Origin of the sequence: Halalkalibacterium ligniniphilum, assembly GCF_000334155.1 — a bacterium.
Classification (GTDB): domain Bacteria; phylum Bacillota; class Bacilli; order Bacillales; family Bacillaceae_D; genus Halalkalibacterium; species Halalkalibacterium ligniniphilum.
Map to the genome: position 1 here is coordinate 18241 of NZ_ANNK01000135.1, position 20515 is coordinate 38755.

20 protein-coding genes, 1 tRNA gene and 1 pseudogene are annotated in these 20515 nt (G+C 37.4%); 5 read left to right on the forward strand and 17 right to left on the reverse strand.

Annotated features, from left to right (window positions below; all coding sequences use genetic code 11):
* Window positions 1–481: 481 nt before the first annotated feature.
* On the forward strand, window positions 482–3322 hold the full coding sequence (locus tag BLT_RS0116695; RefSeq protein WP_017728915.1) for a transporter substrate-binding protein: 2841 nt from the start codon (window positions 482–484) through the stop codon (window positions 3320–3322).
* A 916-nt stretch (window positions 3323–4238) separates the two neighbouring features.
* Here BLT_RS0116695 and BLT_RS0116700 read toward each other — a convergent pair.
* The 9 genes from BLT_RS0116700 to nthB all read right to left on the reverse strand — a co-directional run bounded on the left by BLT_RS0116700 (window position 4239) and on the right by nthB (window position 10633).
* The gene (locus tag BLT_RS0116700) at window positions 4239–5111 is read right to left on the reverse strand and encodes a class I SAM-dependent methyltransferase (protein WP_026105173.1); all 873 of its coding nucleotides are present in this window, start codon (window positions 5109–5111) and stop codon (window positions 4239–4241) included.
* 295 nt (window positions 5112–5406) lie between these two features.
* Window positions 5407–5799, reverse strand: a complete 393-nt coding sequence (locus BLT_RS0116705) for a (2Fe-2S) ferredoxin domain-containing protein (RefSeq protein WP_017728917.1) — start codon at window positions 5797–5799, stop codon at window positions 5407–5409.
* 86 nt (window positions 5800–5885) lie between these two features.
* Complete coding sequence (locus tag BLT_RS0116710) at window positions 5886–6728, reverse strand: energy-coupling factor ABC transporter ATP-binding protein (RefSeq protein WP_017728918.1); 843 nt, start codon at window positions 6726–6728, stop codon at window positions 5886–5888.
* A gap of 179 nt (window positions 6729–6907) precedes the next feature.
* A complete protein-coding gene (cbiQ, locus tag BLT_RS0116715) occupies window positions 6908–7684 on the reverse strand; it encodes a cobalt ECF transporter T component CbiQ (RefSeq protein WP_017728919.1) in 777 nt (258 codons plus the stop codon).
* The gene (locus BLT_RS0116720; protein ID WP_017728920.1) at window positions 7671–7976 is read right to left on the reverse strand and encodes an energy-coupling factor ABC transporter substrate-binding protein; all 306 of its coding nucleotides are present in this window, start codon (window positions 7974–7976) and stop codon (window positions 7671–7673) included. Before BLT_RS0116720 ends, cbiQ begins: the two co-directional genes overlap by 14 nt.
* Before the next feature lie 3 nt (window positions 7977–7979).
* Complete coding sequence (locus BLT_RS0116725; protein WP_017728921.1) at window positions 7980–8741, reverse strand: energy-coupling factor ABC transporter permease; 762 nt, start codon at window positions 8739–8741, stop codon at window positions 7980–7982.
* Window positions 8742–8868: 127 nt separating this feature from the next.
* Window positions 8869–9243, reverse strand: a complete 375-nt coding sequence (locus BLT_RS0116730) for a nitrile hydratase accessory protein (RefSeq protein WP_017728922.1) — start codon at window positions 9241–9243, stop codon at window positions 8869–8871.
* A 10-nt stretch (window positions 9244–9253) separates the two neighbouring features.
* Window positions 9254–9919: a nitrile hydratase subunit alpha gene (nthA, locus tag BLT_RS0116735; protein ID WP_017728923.1), complete on the reverse strand. Its 666-nt coding sequence runs from the start codon at window positions 9917–9919 to the stop codon at window positions 9254–9256.
* A gap of 24 nt (window positions 9920–9943) precedes the next feature.
* Window positions 9944–10633, reverse strand: a complete 690-nt coding sequence (gene nthB, locus BLT_RS0116740; protein ID WP_017728924.1) for a nitrile hydratase subunit beta — start codon at window positions 10631–10633, stop codon at window positions 9944–9946.
* Window positions 10634–12830: 2197 nt separating this feature from the next.
* On the opposite strand from nthB, the gene BLT_RS0116750 reads away from it, so the two are divergent.
* Both BLT_RS0116750 and BLT_RS0116755 read left to right on the forward strand, forming a co-directional pair.
* A complete protein-coding gene (locus BLT_RS0116750) occupies window positions 12831–13268 on the forward strand; it encodes a hypothetical protein (protein WP_017728926.1) in 438 nt (145 codons plus the stop codon).
* Between the two features lie 84 nt (window positions 13269–13352).
* Window positions 13353–13790, forward strand: a complete 438-nt coding sequence (locus BLT_RS0116755; protein WP_152414393.1) for a hypothetical protein — start codon at window positions 13353–13355, stop codon at window positions 13788–13790.
* 91 nt (window positions 13791–13881) lie between these two features.
* Here the strand turns inward: BLT_RS0116755 and BLT_RS24860 are convergent, their stop codons facing one another.
* From BLT_RS24860 to BLT_RS0116785, 7 genes are all read right to left on the reverse strand, one after another.
* Window positions 13882–14085 carry a DUF3597 family protein gene (locus BLT_RS24860; RefSeq protein WP_152414394.1) on the reverse strand — a complete coding sequence of 68 codons (204 nt, stop codon included), beginning with the start codon at window positions 14083–14085 and terminating at the stop codon, window positions 13882–13884.
* Between the two features lie 501 nt (window positions 14086–14586).
* Window positions 14587–14787: a polysaccharide deacetylase family protein gene (locus tag BLT_RS24545; RefSeq protein WP_017728928.1), complete on the reverse strand. Its 201-nt coding sequence runs from the start codon at window positions 14785–14787 to the stop codon at window positions 14587–14589.
* A 226-nt stretch (window positions 14788–15013) separates the two neighbouring features.
* Window positions 15014–15625 carry a response regulator transcription factor gene (locus BLT_RS0116765; protein ID WP_017728929.1) on the reverse strand — a complete coding sequence of 204 codons (612 nt, stop codon included), beginning with the start codon at window positions 15623–15625 and terminating at the stop codon, window positions 15014–15016.
* A gap of 24 nt (window positions 15626–15649) precedes the next feature.
* Window positions 15650–16744: a sensor histidine kinase gene (locus BLT_RS0116770; protein ID WP_017728930.1), complete on the reverse strand. Its 1095-nt coding sequence runs from the start codon at window positions 16742–16744 to the stop codon at window positions 15650–15652.
* Window positions 16745–16824: 80 nt separating this feature from the next.
* Complete coding sequence (locus tag BLT_RS0116775) at window positions 16825–17511, reverse strand: ABC transporter permease (protein WP_017728931.1); 687 nt, start codon at window positions 17509–17511, stop codon at window positions 16825–16827.
* Entirely contained in the window at window positions 17508–18242 is a 735-nt protein-coding gene (locus BLT_RS0116780; protein WP_017728932.1) for an ABC transporter permease, read from the reverse strand. The genes BLT_RS0116775 and BLT_RS0116780 overlap by 4 nt, the downstream gene beginning before the upstream one ends.
* 3 nt (window positions 18243–18245) lie before the next feature.
* A complete protein-coding gene (locus tag BLT_RS0116785) occupies window positions 18246–19190 on the reverse strand; it encodes an ABC transporter ATP-binding protein (RefSeq protein WP_017728933.1) in 945 nt (314 codons plus the stop codon).
* Window positions 19191–19524: 334 nt separating this feature from the next.
* Here BLT_RS0116785 and BLT_RS25020 point away from each other — a divergent pair.
* Together BLT_RS25020 and BLT_RS22230 are read left to right on the forward strand one after the other, a co-directional pair.
* Window positions 19525–19677, forward strand: a pseudogene (locus tag BLT_RS25020) (hypothetical protein); the annotation flags it as partial.
* 201 nt (window positions 19678–19878) lie between these two features.
* Window positions 19879–20223: a tyrosine-type recombinase/integrase gene (locus BLT_RS22230; protein WP_236611107.1), complete on the forward strand. Its 345-nt coding sequence runs from the start codon at window positions 19879–19881 to the stop codon at window positions 20221–20223.
* 133 nt (window positions 20224–20356) lie between these two features.
* On the opposite strand, the gene BLT_RS0116795 is transcribed toward BLT_RS22230, so the two are convergent.
* A tRNA-Leu gene (locus BLT_RS0116795) sits at window positions 20357–20441 on the reverse strand.
* Window positions 20442–20515: the final 74 nt, after the last annotated feature.

Below are 20515 nucleotides of genomic sequence, written 5' to 3' on the forward strand. Positions count from 1 at the left end.
TACCTACTTTAATAACTTCTCCACTACTTGCTTCACCTTCTGCACTACTAGTCGTTGAACCCTCACTTCTACAAGAAGCTAGTAACATGAAAATAGTTAGAATAGACATCTAATACATGGGATCTTTTCTCTTCATAAAGCTTCACACCCCTTTAAAATCTTGTTATACTAAAAAAAATTTAGGTAACGACTAACCCTTTTCTTGCTAGTCACTTTATATAAATGCAAATATCATGCCAAAAAACAAAATATTTCAAATCCTTTTAACTTCCTATTAAAATAAGTAATCGCAGTTCATGGGGTGTATCATTTTTATGTTTTACTTACATGCTTTGCATGTTTTTATGTTCATAAGTGTTCAAACGTGTAATTTAAAACCGTTTTTTGAAAAAGCATGTCATATTACATGACATGCTATCCAGTGACCAACAATGGATTTTGATAAGATTAAGGAGACAGATTAAAATAGGAGATGGTTAGATTGGATATTAAAATAGGATTGCTATTTTCAACCACTGGAACGATGTCTGTCACTGAGGAAGGGCAATACAAAGCTGCTTTACTAGCGATTAATGAGATTAATGAGAGCGGGGGAGTTTGGGGCAGGAAACTCACACCTGTACATAGAGATATATGCTCCGATCCTCATATCGCCGCTAGGGAAGTTGAATCCTTACTTAATGAAGGCATTAATCTACTTGTTGGTCTCTATACATCCGCTAGCAGAAAAAGTGTCTTACCTGTCATCGACAAGTATGATTGTCTTTTATTTTATCCAACCCAATATGAAGGAGGAGAACAGCATCCTAACATTCTTTATTGCGGTCCTCTGCCAAACCAGCTTTTATTGCATTACATCCCTTGGATTACCCAAAATTTAGGAAAAACCTTTCATTTAGTAGGCTCTGATTACATTTATCCACGGGAAATGAATAAATTTATTTACCAATTAGTTAAGGCTAATGGAGGTTCCGTTGTTAATGAATCCTACTTTTCTCTAGGAGAGTCTGAATTTTCAAAAGAAATAAAAAATATCCAACAAAAAAGACCAGATGTTATATTTTCTACCTTAGTTGGCGGAAGTGCTGTGGCATTTTATAAAGAGCACTATAAAGCGAACATGCAGGTTCCGATTGCAAGTACAATCACTGCAGAAACAGAAGTTTGTGCGCTGCCTACGAAATACATGGTTGGGCACTATTCTTGTTTTCCCTATTTCAATTCAGTAGAAGGTAAAGAAAACAGGACCCTAAAACAAAAGTTTAAAGCCAACTATGGAACAGATATTATTAGCTCAGCGATGGAAAATGCGTACAATAGTGTTCATTTAATGGCCAAGGCTTTAATCAAAGCGAACAGCTTAGATGTTCACTTAATTCGAAAAAATATAGCTGGTTTAACATTTCAGGCTCCTCAAGGGAAAATTATTTTTGATCAATATAATCAACATTTGTGGCTACATTCAAGAATTGGTCAGGTTAAGGATAATGGCACATTTCAAATCATCTGGGAATCCAATAAACCGCTTAAACCACTGCCTTTCTCAGTTAACTCAGAAAATCTTGGGTATTTGGATAAGAATTTTGAAGAATCTCTAGCTAAAAATACCCCACTCATCCATGAATTAAAAAAAGCAACGTGTTTTTTTCCGCATCCGATAACGTTTTTTGATTCATCTGGAATGATGCTTGACATCTTTGATTCAAATTTAAAAGATGTCTTTAAAACAGAACGATTTGAACCTGGAATATTAGTGTGGACAGAAAAGTTTTTAAAGAATTCTGGCATTACCAAAGCTTTTCTTGAAAAAGAGGTTTCTTTTTCAGTTGGTTCAGAGCATGAGAGCACATTACTAAAAGATTGGATTACATTCGGCATACCAATTAAAAATAAAAATAAGTTTTATGGCGTGTTAGGTGTTTTCATTAACAATATTTCTGATTTTAATCTGGAGTTTTTGTCCCCCCTTATCAATGCACTCGATATCGTTACACGCAATTGCATTGATATTATCGATAAGACCAAGGAAGCTATTTTTCTGTATGAATTATTAAATGATGTCTCTAATCACCTTGATAAAGCACTGCTCGTAAAAAAAAGCGAGAACCTTCTATTTAAAAATAACAAGGCGGAGCAATTAATCAATGCTAAAAATGATTTAGTCTTAAGCTTATATCGTGAAAATTTTGATGAGGTTACCCGTATCAAAAGACAACGTTATATGAACGATTCACGAAAAAATTTCAATGTGGAGATTATTCCAGTCCATGATTATCGCTATGTTTATATTAAAGAGCTTAAGCAAAATAAGCATGGCAAGAAACTTCATCAACAAAAAAGTCCTTTACTTCTTCAAGACATTGTTGGGAAAAATCCGCGGTTTTTAGATGCGATTTCTCAAGCAAGAACTGTTTCGAGAAATTCTGCTAATGTTCTCATCTTAGGAGAAAGCGGAACAGGAAAAGAGGTGTTTGCACGAGCTATTCATAATGAGAGCATTCGAAAAAATAAACCCTTTATCGCAATAAACTGTGCTGCAATTAACGAAAATTTACTTTCTTCGGAACTTTTCGGTTATGTAGAGGGAGCTTTTACCGGCGCAAAAAAAGGAGGAAGTCCAGGAAAATTCGAGCAAGCCAATGGGGGCACTTTATTTTTAGATGAGATCGGGGATATGCATCCTGACCTTCAAGCAACACTTTTACGTGTTCTGCAAGAAAAAGAAATTACAAGGGTAGGAGGACATGCGACAATTCCTATAGATGTTCGTATCATTGCAGCTACGAATAAAAATCTTTCTCAAGAAATTGCTTACAAAGGATCGTTTCGCAGTGATTTATACTACCGCCTAAATGTATTCACGATTGAATTAATCCCGTTAAAAGAGAGGAAAGATGACATTCATGATCTCGTCAATCACTTCTTAATCGAGTTTTCAAGCAAGGAAAGTGGAGAAATCAAAAAGATTTCGAATGAAGCCCTTCATTACCTTAAAAACTATGATTGGCCTGGTAACATAAGAGAATTACGAAATGTCATTGAAAGAGCTTACTATTTATCTGAATCAGATGAAGAAATACTGATTGAGCATTTACCACATTCAATTTATTCTTCATCGCTCCAAGAAGATACGCCTATTTTTCAAGAAGATTCGATCAAAAGCATGGATGATATAAAAAAACTTAATCAAATACAAGAACGTGAAAAAATCTTGAAAACTTTAATCAAGTTCAAAGGGAATATCTCTAAATCCTCTAAACATTTACAAATGTCCAGAAATACTCTATACAAAAAGCTTAAAGAATATCATTTAAATTTTTAACCATTCGAATCATAATGTATAAAAGATCACTAGCATTGCATAAACTTTTAAATCCTTTGTCAAATGAGCAAAAGTAGTCAATTTATTAAACTGAATATTCCGTCTATTAATTTTCTGGCTCAAGTGAAAAAAGGAAAACTGTGATTTAAGAGGTAGTCCTCATCCTCAATTTATAAATTATTCTTTTTCCAGATTACAAAACAATGGATCGCACACAAGGTTGTGCGTTTTAGAGGTACGAGTCATTTTCCTAAACAGTGCTCGAATATAAGTGTCAAACTCCTTAAATAAAAAATTTTTTAAGGTGTCTTTCACTTCCAGTAAGAGTCCGTCATAATTTACGTCTTGTTTTATTAAGACTCCTAATTAGTGCGATCCAGATTAGATTGTAGACGCATTAGTAACCAAGAAGGACTCAAGCTGAATGTATTTCGCAATTGAAAATTGAGCCATTTCACAACATTTTTTGAGCCACTTAAATTTGGCGAATTTCACAAACTAACAGTAAAACTTCGGGGATGAGGAAAGGCTTGACATGGAGCCTCTACAGGCATGATTTCTTTGCGAAAGTATGCAGTAGGTAGGGGTTTCGCATCCCTGCAAGGTATCATGCCCGCCTCTTCATGTAAAGCCGATGTAGGACAGGTTATTACATATAATTCACAAACTTTAAGTGGCTCATTTTTAGTTGCCATGTGGCTCACTTTTCATGTGTCATAAACAACCAAAAACTTTCCAAACTTCTTCGTTAGATTGGTTGTTTCAATAATATATGTAGACATCATTTCTCGTCCATTCTTACACCTATCCTAGTCCCTGAACCTTAGCTCTTAATGGACTGAACCTTTAATCAACCTTAAAATTAAAAAATTAAGGAACCCCCTGTTTGGAAATTCCTTGATTTTTATAAATACGGCTATTTGTCAGGTCTGAATCGGTCATATATAGGTTTCCAATACAGGAGTACAGCATTAAATGTATATGGATATTCGTACTTTCCATCCTTCTCAATGACATATCGACTTAGTGCTTGTTCTACCTCCCCTTTGTTATAGCCTTTCGTCATAATCTTTGTTATATTATCCTGGATAAGGGCATCATAGGATGGATAGGCAGTAACACTTGGTATATTGATAATTTTGCAATTTGCCATAATGCCGAGTTGGTACAAAATATTTTGTAAATGAATATAGTCTGTACGCCTAAACCTGATAGAATAGCCTCTTTCTCGATGCAAGTCTATATAATGAGGCTTCTCCGGCCCGCTTGTCATTCCCACAATAGCCAGTCTAGATGCAGCATTATTCATCTTAAGTAATGCTTCTCCTATATCATTTATACGATAATAGCAGTTGATCCCGAATACTACATCATAACGTTGCTTCATATTTAGTTGTTCCCATTTCCCATGTATAAAACTGATATTCTTGTAGTGATATTTTTCCGTTTTCTCTTTTAAAAAGTTAATAACACTTTGAGAGCTATCTACACATGTAAGATGATTAACGTTTTTTGCCATAAAAAATGTATAATTTCCCCACCCAGGGCCAATTTCTAAGACACTATCCTTTGAATGTACCAATGTAAGCAATTCTTCTTGAACTCTATAGGCATAGAGATTTATGTAATCCTCACCCTTTTGTTTCTTCTTTTCTATAAAAGAATTCCAAAAATGTTCTTCAGCTTCATCATATATCATTCTTTTTGACAATGTCCCATCCCATTCCTTCATGTTTTTTTTCCATAGATCGATATAGTCGCATCCTAGTAGTGTATTCGAAACTTCCATCACCAGCTGACACTCCTTTTCATTAGCCTGATTAAAAATTAGGCTGGGCTTTGAGATCAATCCATTAGGATATACAAAAAGGGACACTTAAAAATAATAGAACCAAAAGTGGGAATACTAGTCCCACTCCTGCTTGATGAAGCCCCTTTCTCCACTTTCGTTAATGTAACGACTATTTGGCAGCGACATCCTACTTAGTCTACCAGTAATGATTATTTTTTCATTTATAAAAATGGTTATCATTAGTTTTAATCACTTTTTTACTTAAAAGTTTTTTCAATCGACGAGCTACAATTCATACTTTCTTTCCTGCAGGTTGAGTAAGTCTTTCTTTCGATTTTCCAATCGTTCGATTATTTTGAAGTTCCATCCCTTTTTCTGTTGAAAGATAGCAGACAAGCTCAGCAACCTTGCTTCCCTTCTCTAAATCAATGCCTACAATATCCTTTGCGGAATTTTTATCTACTTCTCCATACCACGTCCCATCCGGGTAGACAATCACAACAGGAGCATCTTTACAGCGGCCATTACAGAGCGTACGCGTTGTATGAACGACAAAATCTAAATTTTGGTTATATATTTCGCTACGTATTGCTTGTGTTACCTCTTCTCCGCCTTTTCTCATACAGCTGGAACCATTACAAATCAGTACATGTTTTTGGTTTCCATTTAAGTTCCATGTTGTCATTCTAATTCCCTTCTTTCTCTTTTATTCAAAAAGTCACAATGAGCTCTATATCACAAATTAAAAATAGAATTTTCTTATAATAAAAATCAACCCAACACTCTATCAAAATCTTTTATGCTCATCAATAATTCTCTTCTGGATCTCGGATACGCTTCATGGATTATTTGACCTTTTATGCTTTTAAACACATCCAGAATCCATGGTTTTTCCAAGTGTCCTTTTTGCAAAATAGCTTCGTCCTGAAAAACGATTGTTGGACAGCCTGATGCAATCACTTTCCCATCGCTCATAATCCACACCTCATCAGCCCATTCATAGGCAAGATTCACATCATGTGTCGAAATAATGATGGTCCGATCTTCATTTTGCATAGCTCCTAGAACATTTATGATTTTCTTTGAATAATAAGGATCTAACCCTGCAGTAGGTTCATCTAGTATGATGATCTCTGGGTTCATTGCCAGGACTCCTGCAATCGCCACTCTTTTTTTCTGACCTAAGCTTAAGAAATGTGGCGGCTTTTCTTTTAAAGACAGCGTTTCTGTCAAGGCCATTGCATGTTCAACAGCATCCTCCACTTTCTCAGGGGACAGCCCCAAGTTTCGAGGACCAAACTTTATGTCCTCATAAACACTCGACGAAAAAAGCTGGGAATCTGGGTCTTGAAACACAATTCCAACATGCTGGCGAAGCTTTTGTTTTTCAATGCGTTTATATGTTATCCGTTCACCTTTGAATAAAATTTGACCGCTCGTTGGTTTTAAAATAGCATTTAAATGTAAAAGCAAGGTTGACTTCCCTGCTCCATTATTTCCTAATAAGGCGATTTTTCTGCCACGTTCAATTTTGAGCGTAACATGATTAAGAGCTAAAGTCCTATCTGAATACCGATAGGAAATAGCTTCTAGCTCCATGATTGGTCCATTCATTTTGTCAGCTCCTTTATGATCGAAAGTTGCTGGGCTAAGTAAGCATTTTTTCAAGGCCCCCCGTACCAATTATGTTTGTATCATTAACCACGGAACAGTCTAAGGCGGCCTAAAAATAACCTTTACATGTTTGGCAGAATTTCAATGCTGCTTATCCCTATGAACATTGCTGATGTTTCTTAGATAAATGCAGTCAAAAAAGAGAGCAGTAAAAAAGAGCAAACAAGCATGAGCCAATGTAATAGCCTATAGGATTGAGTGCACTCTCTATCAAATACCTCTTCTCCACCTCCTCTCGTTTCTATCGCTATTTGCAATTCCCTTGCTGATCTCATTGATTTGATAAGAAGACTTACCACCAATTGTCCTGATGATAAAATGGCATTTCGATAGGTTTGATACCCAAGTCTGCTAGAGTGAGCAAGTCGAATTTCAACGAATTTCTCCAATAAAACAAAGATAAACCGATAGGTAAACAAAAATAGCTCTATAAACAAAGGAGGAAGCCATAGCCTTTGCAAAAGCCAAGCTATTTGATGGATTGGTGTAGTTAAAATAAAAAAATACATGCAGCTTACACTTGCAATGACCGTGAAGATTAACTGTATAACCATCTTGTAGTTAGTTTGGCTAATATAAAGCTGCCAAGAACCAATTTTTGTGCTTAACAATGAGTCGATTAACTCCATATTTGCTGGGGCGATAGAAATGAGGATAGTCAAAACACTTGTTACTAAGAAAAATATAGGAAGCAAAAGCATTTTAAGATAATAAGCAAGTGGAATTTTGGCGCCCAGTACAATCGTTGAACTCATCACAAAAAAAGTATAGAATGCTACTACGACATTTTTAGTTAACAAGCAAAATAACAAAAAGAGAAGGGCAAATAATCCTTTTTCAACTGGGTGTATGTTTCGGTATGAATTAATATTTGCTAATTGATCAATCTGAAGCATGAGGCAGCTTACTTTCTTGATTATTAGTGTACTTTTTTCGTGCTCTGCCAAACCCCAAAACATACCCAATTACACCTGCTCCGATGGCTGCTTGCAGTGAAAATAGCAAACTTTCCGTTTCTCCCCCTGGCGGCTCCCATAACGCATTCACCCAAGGGTCATAATAAGGGGCAATTTCCCCGATCGCTTCCTCTGCTAGTTCATCTGCTCCTCCGAACTCAGAATCTTTGTGTAAATACAATGGAAAAATGGCTAGTAGAATGACAAAGAGTAACAAAATAGCATTCTTCATAAATCAACGAGCCTCCTTGACAAATACATTTAACAATCTTAATTCGTTCATATTGTATTTTTTTATTAAATTCATAATGATAACCGTTAAAAACCCTTCACTAATCGCCAATGGTACTTGGGTAAGTGCAAAAATACTTGAAAACTTATAAAATGACTCCAGTACTCCGCCTACCTCACTTGGGAATGCAAGCGCTAATTGAAAAGAGGTAACTAAGTATGTCCCTAAATTTCCAAGCATAACAGCCAGAAAAACACAAACAGAAAATGGTAGATTGAATTTGCTTCCACCTTTAAATACCCCGTATGCAATAAAGGGACCAACCACAGCCATTGAAAAGGCATTAGCCCCTAGTGTTGTTAGACCGCCATGAGCAAGCAGCAATGCCTGAAACAAAAGAACAATGGTTCCAAGAACAGTCATTGCTGTTGGTCCAAACAAAATAGCGCCTAACCCAATTCCTGTTGGATGAGAACTGCTTCCTGTCACAGAAGGGAGTTTTAGTGCAGATACAACAAATGCAAAGGCACCTGACAAGCCGAGCAATGTCTTTACCTCTGGATTTTCTCTTACCTTGCCTTTAATTGAGTGCAGTCCCAACACAATAAATGGTATTGTTACTCCCCACCAGAACAACGCCCATCCAAAGGGAAGAAACCCTTCCATAATATGCATGGCATACGCCGGGCTATAGGAATTCATCCAAAAAAAACAAGTCACTATTGATATTCCTGCAAGCGACAAACAAAGAGATTTTTTTCCCATGATGAGTCCTCCTGTTATGCATTTTTTAAACAATGATGAATAAAATTCTCTCTACTCCTTTCTTTACTCATTTAACAATATGGGACAAGACGATAATGTCCCATATTGTTACGTTTATTGTTACTTCTTAATAAAAAACTTCATCTCGTTCCCCGGTGAGAAATTCTTTGGCCCGAGCATCGACGTCACATTTGTCTAACATTCCTGTTTCTACCACGAGCGACTCTAAGGCTTTTAACCATTGCTCATAATAGTTCCAATCAGGGTTGTCCTTATGCTCACCATTCTCCTTTTCCCACATTGCGATCTCTTGGATCAAGCGATCCCGGAAAACATCCCATGAGGTAAAGTTCTTTTCCTCATACAACGCAAGAGCCATTCCAAAAGAGAGGCTTTCCCAAGGATCTTGGAAGTCTAATTCTCCGTTTTTTCTTGGCGGTGCACTTTCCTCAGGCATGTACGTAATGATTGACTCAGCAGTTGTAATCTCACAATTTTTCATGGTTTACCTCCTATCGTGTAATAGCCTGTGGCGGCGGTTGTACTAAGGAAACACCAATCATCGAATCTCTCGTAATGAGTTCCGCAAGTTGCTCTTCCGTCATTCCTTCTATACCCTCAGGTCTTTGAGGCAATACCATAAACCGTACTTCTGAGCTACTATCCCATACCTGAACTTTGACTGTATCGGGCAATTCTACACCGAATTCTTGAAGGACCTTTCTCGGCTCTTTGACTACACGAGCCCTGTATGCCGGTTCTTTGTACCATGAAGGCGGTAAGCCAAGCAACGGCCACGGATAGCAAGAACACAGGGTGCAGACGACCACATTGTGTACAGTATCGGTATTCTCCACGACCCGTATATGTTCTCCCTGAAGGCCATAATACCCAAGTTCCTTCAATACTCCCTCAGAATCGTCTAACAATCTTTGTTTGAACACAGGATCTTTCCAAGCCTTAGCTACCACCTTCGCTCCATGCATAGGTCCAAGCTCATGTTCATAGTGTTGTACCACTTTATCTATCGCGTCAGTAGAAATAAGCCCTCTTTCGATAAGTAGTGAGGCGAGAGCATTTGCCCGTGCCTCCCAAAACGATTGCGGACGTGGATGGTGATGCTGGAATCGGGGATCTACTTTTTGATTATCAGCTATCATTTTTTTATCCTCATTCATAATAAAGTCCTCCTTTACCATTGATTAGTGTGAAGCTGTTTCCAAATAACCTTCCCAAAGATCGACATAAAGTGAATCCTTCTCGTTTACTCCCCATAATTCGGAGGCCTCAAAACGTACACGATAGAGATATTGAGGGTTCTCTCCTTTCCTATGGGCAGCATCATCAGGAAATACATGGGCTCCGTACACTTCATCGATGACACCATACTTGTCACGGGTGTACCGAGGGAATCTTGTATGACCAGTAGGATGGATATTCCTTGTCTTTATTCTTTCTCCCACCTCGAACCGGGGAGGAGACGATATTTCACGGATAGGAGACAAACCTTCTAGCAAGGCTTTTTCTACAACCTCTACTAATTTCGGATCTTCTCGGCGTGGTATTTTTGTATCTGGATTCTTCAGGAACATTTGTGTTCGGGCTTCGAGATCTTCTGCATCCAATACGCCTGTTTCTAATAAGTTGTATTCGACGGTTGCGATCCAGTGACCATAATATGATGACGTCAGATAATCTACAGGGCGCATTTTTTCAATACCGATTCTGAATTCATCAAAAGCCTTCATCCCTAATCCCTGTGCCATCGTTCCTGCCACAAGCCCGAAAGTAAGCCTTTCCCAATCATATTTAAAGTAAGGATCTTCTTTTTCCTTTACATACATTACTTTCCCAAAGCCATCCATACCTCCAACATCGTGGATTCCATTCATTTGAATTCCTCCTATGTGTGTGATTTACCAAAGGTTTGAACGAATGCTGAATTCTATAAGCTGCGCGTAAAGAAAAGATTGACTCATCTCAAGAAATAGCCCCTTCGTTTAGAAAATACACTCCCCCCTTTATCTTTCATAATTTTTAAACAGCTTGTTTCACCTCCCTTGCTCGTTTTTAAAACTAAAAATGAAAATGTGGTCACGGTTAACCTATTTCATTCTAGTCGCTTTTATAAATTGCAAATCCCATGCCAAAATTGAAAAAAATCGCAAAATTCTATTTATTCACTAATTAAAACAATAAAAAAAGTAAATCATCAGCAATTTTTGTCGTATTTCATTAAGATACACTGCATTGTTTTTTGTTCATAAGTGTTCAAACGTGTCACCAAAACCGTTTTACTGAAAAAAGATGTCATATTTAATGACACCTTATACCGTTGCCTACAATTGGATTAAGTTATGATGAAGAAGACAGATTTAAACAAGGGATAATTAGATAGGATATGAAAATAGGTTGACTAATTTTAACGATGTCTGTCATTGAAAAAGAGCCATTAGTGGCTTTCAATGTAATCAATGATTGCAGGGGGATTACGGGAAGGAAACTAAGTTCAGATCCACACATCATCACTCAGAGCGGCATTCGTACTTATTGAATAGAGCACTTGCTTGCAGGTTGGTGCTATACATAGCTTGCAGAAAAAAGTGTTATACCTGTTATTAACATGGTTAATTACCTTTATTGGTTCTTCTACCAAGCCAGCTTTTATCGCAGTCCATACCATAGTTCATTCAAAAGTTAGGTACAGCCTTTCATTTCAAAATTATTTAGTTAAGCCCAATGGGGTTCCACTGTTAATCGCTCTTACATTTCTTTAGCAGAAACGATGTTTTCAAAAGAAAAAAGGAAAATTCAACAGAAGAGACCAGATGTCATATTTTCTATCTGATTGGCTGTAGCGCTGTTGCCTTTTATACCGAGTCTAGCAACCGAACACAATTTCCAATGGCTGGCACAGTAACTGTCGAAACAGGAGCATCAATTACAGAGGACAAAATAAGTAACTGATCCGCTTATCAAAAATCAACTCCTAGAAGAAGTGACTGGTGAAAGCTATTCTTTGACAAAGGAAATTTGAAGGAAACGTAAATTGAACATTCATAAGAAAAAAGCCTATCGATGATGTAAATGTAAAAGCCCTTATATATTACGTCCTCAGTGAAAGCATAGGTTCCCGAGTAAGCTTACGAAAAAGGCGTACGGTGACGCCATCGAACTCGTTATGAGAAGTTGACGTAAAATCTTATCTTTTGTTCACATCTTTGACCATTCGATTATAGATAGAAAAACAGCCGATGCTTGCTGTTCGCCGATAGCGTGGCAAGGATTTGCTTTCATTTTTCTAACGATTTCACTTATTCTTTGTTGCGCGACACTTTCTCCCCATTCGGTGCTCGAAGCGTAATTTGTTACACCGTATATAACACTAGCATAGTCGTTGTATGCAACATCAAGGTCGTGCATAATTCAGTGTGAATAAAGCATTGCTTGTTGATCTTTATTATAAAAGGAATATTGTTTAACCAACACGAAATTTTCAAGGTCGTCATATATTGCTTCCGTTACATGTTCAAGATTTTCTTCTATTTTTTCAAGAGGCTGATGAAATCTTGTCATCGCTTCAACCCAAATTCCTCTGTCCGGGTGACTAAATCTATCAATTGAACCAAAACCAGTCAATAGATTTAACGTAGGGGTGTGTTTCATTTATAAGTTGAGCAACTGCCTCTTCTCTCTCTTTTTCTACTTCTCCCAAATTTTTTCAGCTTCAAAATCTTCGTCTAGTTGTTAACTATTCCAACGGACACAGCAAGAATAGGCATAAAAATCAGTAATTTTTTCTTATTCATGTGATAATTTTCCTCCCTTTTTGAAATATCTTCTATAAAAATGATATACCAATTAAAGGACAATTTCACTTTCAATCATAGTTAATTTTACTATTTTTGGTTATTTTTCGTGTTAAATGTAAACGCTAGAATAAAGTTGACAGTTTTCGCTTGATTGACGTCGAAAAAGCATACGTTTATTGACACTCAAATATCCTAAGAGGTTTTTCCTTTTTATTATTTAGATGGTTATAATTTTATAAAATTTAAAAAAGGAATTATTCGTACCCGTAGCGCCTTTATGGCAGATTTCACAAATAGAATCATAGCTCCAGATCCATTTATGCCTGGTATTGATTCTGAAGGAATTGCAATTTCAAACACTATGATATACGATAGTAGCCAAACAATTATTGATGATCCTATACAAGAGGAATACGATTCCATTTTTAGTAATAATAGATTCTCAGGAAGCAATGCACTATGGGATTATAATCATTCTGTGGGAATACCAATATTATGGAATCTACCTCCTAATATTGATTATACCTATAGTGCGAGAATTCAATCAAATGGTGCGGGTTCAATTACAGGAACGCATGATAGAGCACCTGCTCATGAGATTACATTATACATTCCAGAATCGGGAATGAGCAATCTTGTTTACACAAGAGACAATGATGGCTTTGAATATCTTTTCCCTGTAGCACCATCCGCTAACATTAATGTCTCTTGGTGATAAAATGAAAAGTTGACTCAACTAAAGGGTCAACTTTTCATTATTAAATTAGGTATAATACTTAGGAATAGAGGTTCTTTACAAATGAAAAGTAGCTCTTGGAGAAAAATCATATGTAGACTATTAGCAGGTATTGTCGCTACCTTATTAATGACGGTTACACTATCTATTATTATGTATACGATACCATTAATATTATCTTCACCTTCAGAAACAAGCGAATTTACTTTTGTATTTTGGTTTGTTTCTATTGGTATTTTTATAAGTCCAGTTACTGCGGGCTGTACGATATTATCGTTTTTTATTGATAGATTTTTAGATAGATTTGAGTCTAAAGAAAAATATAACAAAGGGTTAGTCATTTATTCAATCTTAGGTATTATTGTTTCTTTTGGTTATAGTATAATATTGTTTGATGGTTTACCAATATTGGCTGCCGGCATAGCTTATTTAATTATGGGTCTAGTCTTAGCAAATATTTTTTATCATATATTACTGTTTTTTAATAAATACATAAAATAAAACTTGAGAGAAGACAGAAACTTTATACTCTGTCCTCTCTCTTTTTAGAGAAAATATACGCCACCCTCGCTAGAGAACGGACTTATTTATATTATCCTCTTAATTTATTTAATAGTTGCGTATTTTGCGCTGCCGTTCCTTTGTAATTGCTAATCCCCTGCTGACGAGCAAGTTTCTGGCGATTTGCAAAGCTGGAATTTACACCAATGCTTTTTAGATAATCGACGATACTGTTAGTATTTTGGTCACCTTTCTTAGCAGGTGTACTCGGCTTTGGCTTGTCCCCAGACCTCATTAAATTAAGAAGTCGTGTATTTTTGGGCGGCTGTGTCTTTATATCCTTTAATACCGTACTGTGTCGCTAATTTAGCACGGTTATTATAGCTAGAATTCATTCCGTTAGCGTTCATCCAGACTACAATGCTGTTAGTGTTTGGTTTAGCGCTAGACCCGTTTAATAGTTCCGAGATTGTTACAAATGTATACCCTTCCTCTTTTAACGAAGTAATAATACCTTCAACTGAGTCGAGTGATTCTCTTCTATTTTCATACATGACATGCAATAAAATGATTGAACCAGGTTTTATATTTTCTACGACATGGTTTACAATTTCTTTGCATCAGCAGCAATTTCGGGTTAAGAATCAGGCTCTATATTCATATAAATCGTATTCCTATCTTGCTTGGATAGATAATACGGTAACAAAATTAACCTTTTTCCGAAAGATGGACGGAAAGTGATTTCTCCCTCATAACCGATTTGTCGTATTAACTCATCAGTTTTATCGATCTCATCTTAAATAAAAGATGGAGATTTAAAAACCATTCTTTGATGGGAATAGGAATAGTTCCCAATTTCATGTCCTTCTTGCACGATTTTACTCGCATCATCAAAATATTTTTCGATTTCATATCCTGTTAAGTAAAAAGTACCTTTCACATCATGTTTTCTTAATATATCTAATATTTCATGTGTATTTACCCCAGGACCCATCATCAAAAGTTTAGGTTACTACTTTTTCGTTTATTCTACACTATTAACTAGACCACCAAAGAATTGGAACGTTCTTGATTGAGATAATTCATTTAATAAATAACCTACGATGCTAATTCTTTTTATTATTTTTTTCATATGTCCCCCGTAATGAAACTATATTCTACCTTAATATGGAAAGTACCTCAATTTCAAGTGCTTTTCTACTATTTTCACGTAAGCAATAGTCTTATTTATTATTTTTCAAATAGTAGATGGCTAGTTGTGTTCGATCGCGGAGTTGGACTTTCTCTAAAATGATAGACAAGGTATTGCGTACTGTCCCTTCGCTGATATAGAGTTGATCTGCTATTTCTCGATTGGAAAGGCCTTGGGCTACTAGTGCGGCAATGTCTCGTTCTCGCGGGGTCAGTTTCTCTAGCTCTTCCCTTCCTGCAGGCTGGGTCAGTTGTTTTAGTACGTCTGCATCTAATACAGTAGAACCAGACATTAGTGCTCTAATTTTCTGAGACATACTCTTTACCTCTGTGGACTTTATTAAATATCCAGCGGCTCCTGCTAGAATGGCAAGGCGAATATTTTTTTCATCCTTAAAGGTCGTTAACATCATCACATGAACATAGGGCCATTCTGACTTGATTTGCCTTGTTGCCTGAATACCATCCATGACCGGCATTTGAATATCCATTAAAACAATGTTCGGTAATTCCTTTCGGCAGGCATTAATCGCTTCAGCACCATTAGTAGCAGTGCCGATGACTTCCATATCTTTTTCTCGGGAGAGGAGCACTTTCAAACTTTTACAAACTAAATCATCATCATCAACGATCAAAATTTTCATAAAGAAAAACCTCCGTTATCCTGTTTATTCTATAGGAAGGACACAGATTAAAAGGAAGCCATCGTTCGTATCCAAGGAGATGCTCCCTCCCACCGCCTTTGCTCGGTGACGAAGATTTCTTAAACCTACACCCGTTCCTCGAACCCCTTTATCCTTTGTGACCCCATCGTTAGAAACGGATAATCTCAAAATGTGAGGGCTGATGTCCAAAGAAATTTCTACCAGTGTTGGCTGGGCGTGGCGAATAACATTCGTTAACGCTTCTTTCAACGTAGGATAAAGAATACTCCATAAATGGACTGGAACTCTACCTGTATCACCGTATACGTTAAGTTTCACAGGACATAGGGTGAATTGGTCACTGATTTCATGCAGACCTTCTATCCCAAGCTCCTTAACAGGCTTAATGTTATGAACCGTTTCTCGTAAATAGACGGCACTTTTGGATAGACGCCGCTGTGCTTGGACAAACATTTCTTTCGCATCTGGATCATTTTCTTCCCAAAGCTCTTCAAAGGCTTGTAAGGCAAGAACAGATGCTGTGAGTTCATGCCCGACATCATCATGGAGTTGTTGCGCGATTCGGTTTCTTTCTGTCAACTCTGCCATACGTGTCCCTTGCGCATTAGCGATAAGAAGTTCTTCTTTTAGATTTTCCAATTCATAGTGATAGCGCCGTAGTCGATCTGATTCCATCTGATATCTATTCGTGTCCTGATACCACCCGCCAAGGATCGCTCCAGACAGTCCTGCTTGGATGAAAACGACAACTAACTGGATAGATGTTTCAGGATAAATAACAGCAAAAATGAACACTGGTAAAGCAAACCAAGGCTGCCTCTTAAGCATGCTTTCAAACACAGGCAATGCCAAAGCATAGGCCGCAAACGAAAAAAAAGATGTCATCATTAAACAAACCGTCTGATCGATGAGGACAGTCCATCCTGGCAGCGTAAATCGCCAACGAGCCAATGCCATGATAGCAAGAAACAGGAGAAGGATTACTCCCACTTCGTTGCCGTCGCCTTGAAGCCACAGCAAACTAAGTAAAAGTAATCCGAAAATACGCAGTATGGTCATTGCTATTTCAGGAGTCCATTTTTCCCATTTGTTCCTCATATATTCACGTCCTTCTACTCATACCTCTATCCTATCAAAAACCTTAGGTAAAATTCGCAAGTTTTTTATGTTAAATCGGACTACGTGAGTTTTCTGCGGCTCCCTAACAATAGAAACGCTATACAGAATAGGAACATGACTACTAATGGGATGAAAAGTTCTTCTGTTGTCGCCCTGTAAGATAGCAAAATCGTTGCCTCCGCTACCCAATAGGTTGGCAGCAGCATCACAGCACGTTGCAGGGACTCAGGCATTATTTCCACTGGCCACAACACACCACCAAGCATAGCCATGAGAATAATGATGGCTCCTAAAATGCTAAAAGCCGCCTCCTTTTTCCGAAATATGGCATACCAGGCTAAGGAAAAACCTAACGCAGTCATGGTAAAAACCGTATAAATGATAAATAAGAAACCTGGTGACGGTACATTATCTCCGTGAACGACCGTCCCTAAAATGACAAACACCAAATTGACAGCAGTCATAATAGTCGTGTACGCCAACATGTTTTGCCACAAGTACTGAAAATGGGTAATTGGCGCTACACTGAGTCGTATCAGTGTCTTATTGGTCCGGTCCTCCATGATGATGGCCGCTAGACGTGAAGCGATGAACATAATGATAATTCCATAATAGTGAAACCCTAGAGGAATGGGCGGCCATTCTCCCATTGGAAGAAAGATAGCTCCAATGGGGAGAATGAGTAAAAAGATACTATTTGTTTTTTTTCGAAAAAAACGTCTGAAAACAAATTGAAATACGGTCATGCGAGTTTCCGCCTTCCGAAACAAACTCCCGAAATTGCCAAAATAATAGCCGATACTAGTAAAATGATGAAGCTGATGATCGCTGTATCGATATTTTCACCGGTGATTGTTGTAAATATTAAGTTTTGGCCAAGGGCAAATGGGTTACTATACGTGGATAGAAGCTGGAAAAAGCCACCTTCTGGGAGAGGAAACCACACTTCAGAAACCATAAGGCAGGCCAGTCCAAACCCCGTTCCTAAACGTTCTGCTGTTTTATAATTTTTCACCCCTAAAACAAAGTTAATAAATATGAATTGGCAAACGGTTGATACAACTATGAGGATGACAAGCACGAAGCCTAAGTTTCCCCAGTTCACGCCATAGACAAAAAGCGTGTAAAGGACGATGAGAAAGCTCTGCAATACATTAAAAAATGTACAGGAAATTAGTATCGAATAGGCGTGTTTATAGGCAGGATACGGCAAGGAATTCATCCTCCACTTCATGGAAGAAAGAAGATCTTCCTTGACATATTCCATCGTGAAAAATCCGCCGAACAAAAGGAAACTAAGCATCATCGTCACCGATACCTGATCTTTCATCGGGATGCCCAATGTGTCACTTGTGGCATCGTCGGCTATCAGTCCTAGAACGGTGATTAAGGCGATAGGTAATAGTAATAAAATCGCTATGCCAATATAATTACGAAACAATCTGCGAAACATAAAATAACTAGATCTTATGACCATCGTTTAGTCCTCCTCCCTATCACGGAGGCGTTTACCTGTTAGGGTTAAAAATACATCCTCCAAGGTTGGTTTTTCTGCTGCCACAGAAAGAATCCCACCGAAATCCTTGGCGATGGTAAGGGCACGATCGAGATTACCAGCTCCAACTTGAGAAATAATGTGGATTTCCTTCCCATGCAGGGATACTTGTTTCACTCCTTCAAGCTTCCGTAGCTTTTCTAAGAGCATGTCCGAAGGCTCCGATACTTCTAGTTTTATTTTTTCTTCATGTTGGATTTTTTTTACTAACTCAGGGATAGTTCCCTCTGCAATGACATGCCCTTGATCCATAATCACTACTCGCGTTGCAAGATTTTGAACTTCCTCCATGTAGTGAGTCGTATAAAGGATGGTGGTGCCTTGCTCGTTTAATTTGCGAATCGTTTCTAAAATATGATTTCGGGATTGAGGGTCGATCCCCACGGTTGGTTCATCCATAATCAAAAATTTTGGTTGATGCACAAGGGCACAGGCGATGTTAAGCCTTCTTTGCATCCCGCCGGAAAATTTCGTAGGAAGCTTACTCGCATTCTCTGTGAGCCCCACAAACGCTAACGTTTCATCTATTCTCTCTTTTAATTTTTCCCCCTTAAGACCATAAATGCCCCCGAAAAACTCTAGGTTTTCTCGCGCACTTAAGTCCGTAAACAAAGTTATTTCCTGTGTGACGAGGCCAATTTGCCGTTTAATATCCATTAAATTCAATTGCTGCTCTTTACCAAATACATTGATCTCTCCAGAATCGAAGCCAACTATTCCGGCTAAAGCATGAATCAACGTTGTTTTACCTGCCCCATTTGGCCCTAAGAGACCGAGGATTTCTCCTTCTCCAATATCTAAATCGACATGATCTAAAGCTAAATGTGAACCGTAACGCTTCACTATATTTTTCATATGAACAATTGCCATATTTTCTCCTCCTTGTGTTCCGCGATAGTATTATCATAAATGGGAGGTGTATAAATCGAGTAGTTACAAATGTAATGATTTAAAAAAGGGGTCTGAGCCCCTGCGCTATGAAGTTTTAGCACGCTGGGAGTCAGACCCCTTTATCAAGGGAATAAATTTTATCTAGTAACCTTCCAAGAAAGGACATAATTGATCATTTCATGCTTCTAGTATGGCGATATTTTTAGATGAAAATTTTAAATATATCTTTTCTGAATAATCTAAGGGGTTTTTATACAAAATGATAGGTGACCCATAGATCACCGATATCATAGAAATTAGTTGATAGAGAAGTTTCCGTACAAAAAAAGAAGCGCAAATAGCTGCTTTAGAAATTGAAGCAAAATTAAGTAAAACCCCTTCCAAAAAATCTGTTGATAAACATTTGAATTTTAAAGAAAGTGAATTTTTGCTGAAAAAATTTGGAAGAAGCTTGATACGGGATTAAGTTATTCTTTATTACTTTTAGCGTTAACGTCTGCAATGCGTTTCGCTGAGATAGTAGGTCTTACGAGAAGTGACTTTGATTTTGTAAATAATACAATTACAATAAATTAAGACCTGGGGATATATGAAACGAAATCCTGTAGGGTTCGGCCCAACAAAAAATGAACAATCTAATCGAACAATATAAATGGATCACAAAACAATGAATCATTTCAAAAAGTTATTTGAATCAACACCTAATAATATACACAAGTTAGTTTTTTTTAGTCCGAGCTCTAAATACAAAGTGATAAGTAATACAGCTGCAAATAAGCTTCTAAGAAAAGTATTAACTGAACTTAAAATAGAGCCAATTACTATACATGGACTTAGACATACTCATGCCAGTGTTCTGCTGTATAAAAAAGTTTCTATTTATTATGTAAGTGAGCGTTTGGGGCACGGTGATATTGAGACGACTTTAAAAGAATATACCCATGTAATTAAGGAATTACGGGAAGAAGATGAACGAGGAACGATGAAAACATTTGAGGATATGGCTGTGTAAAATTTGTGTAAAACGAATTCAATTCATATCCTTTTCTATCGTAATCTTAAAAAAATAAAAAAGCTCACAAACATTGATATAACAGCGTTTGTAAGGTATCTGGTCATTTTTAAATTAACATAAATTATGTAGATGGTACCGGTGGTCGGGGTCGAACCGACACTCCAGAAGGAACACGATTTTGAGTCGTGCGCGTCTGCCAATTCCGCCACACCGGCCTATAGATGGCGCGCCCGAGAGGAGTCGAACCCCTAACCTTTTGATCCGTAGTCAAACGCTCTATCCAATTGAG

Excerpts from the sequence above, each read along its gene's own strand:
- BLT_RS24860 (WP_152414394.1), bottom strand. The coding sequence starts at position 14,085 with ATGAGGTCTGGGGACAAGCCAAAGCCGAGTACACCTGCTAAGAAAGGT.
- nthA (WP_017728923.1), bottom strand. The coding sequence starts at position 9,919 with ATGAATGAGGATAAAAAAATGATAGCTGATAATCAAAAAGTAGATCCC.
- BLT_RS22230 (WP_236611107.1), top strand. The coding sequence starts at position 19,879 with ATGAATCATTTCAAAAAGTTATTTGAATCAACACCTAATAATATACAC.
- BLT_RS0116710 (WP_017728918.1), bottom strand. The coding sequence starts at position 6,728 with ATGAATGGACCAATCATGGAGCTAGAAGCTATTTCCTATCGGTATTCA.
- BLT_RS0116730 (WP_017728922.1), bottom strand. The coding sequence starts at position 9,243 with ATGAAAAATTGTGAGATTACAACTGCTGAGTCAATCATTACGTACATG.
- BLT_RS0116770 (WP_017728930.1), bottom strand. The coding sequence starts at position 16,744 with ATGAGGAACAAATGGGAAAAATGGACTCCTGAAATAGCAATGACCATA.
- BLT_RS0116720 (WP_017728920.1), bottom strand. The coding sequence starts at position 7,976 with ATGAAGAATGCTATTTTGTTACTCTTTGTCATTCTACTAGCCATTTTT.
- nthB (WP_017728924.1), bottom strand. The coding sequence starts at position 10,633 with ATGAATGGAATCCACGATGTTGGAGGTATGGATGGCTTTGGGAAAGTA.
- BLT_RS0116780 (WP_017728932.1), bottom strand. The coding sequence starts at position 18,242 with ATGGTCATAAGATCTAGTTATTTTATGTTTCGCAGATTGTTTCGTAAT.
- BLT_RS0116725 (WP_017728921.1), bottom strand. The coding sequence starts at position 8,741 with ATGGGAAAAAAATCTCTTTGTTTGTCGCTTGCAGGAATATCAATAGTG.
- cbiQ (WP_017728919.1), bottom strand. The coding sequence starts at position 7,684 with ATGCTTCAGATTGATCAATTAGCAAATATTAATTCATACCGAAACATA.
- BLT_RS0116785 (WP_017728933.1), bottom strand. The coding sequence starts at position 19,190 with ATGGCAATTGTTCATATGAAAAATATAGTGAAGCGTTACGGTTCACAT.
- BLT_RS0116765 (WP_017728929.1), bottom strand. The coding sequence starts at position 15,625 with ATGAAAATTTTGATCGTTGATGATGATGATTTAGTTTGTAAAAGTTTG.
- BLT_RS0116750 (WP_017728926.1), top strand. The coding sequence starts at position 12,831 with ATGGCAGATTTCACAAATAGAATCATAGCTCCAGATCCATTTATGCCT.
- BLT_RS0116700 (WP_026105173.1), bottom strand. The coding sequence starts at position 5,111 with ATGGAAGTTTCGAATACACTACTAGGATGCGACTATATCGATCTATGG.
- BLT_RS0116775 (WP_017728931.1), bottom strand. The coding sequence starts at position 17,511 with ATGACCGTATTTCAATTTGTTTTCAGACGTTTTTTTCGAAAAAAAACA.
- BLT_RS0116755 (WP_152414393.1), top strand. The coding sequence starts at position 13,353 with ATGAAAAGTAGCTCTTGGAGAAAAATCATATGTAGACTATTAGCAGGT.
- BLT_RS0116705 (WP_017728917.1), bottom strand. The coding sequence starts at position 5,799 with ATGACAACATGGAACTTAAATGGAAACCAAAAACATGTACTGATTTGT.
- BLT_RS24545 (WP_017728928.1), bottom strand. The coding sequence starts at position 14,787 with ATGATGGGTCCTGGGGTAAATACACATGAAATATTAGATATATTAAGA.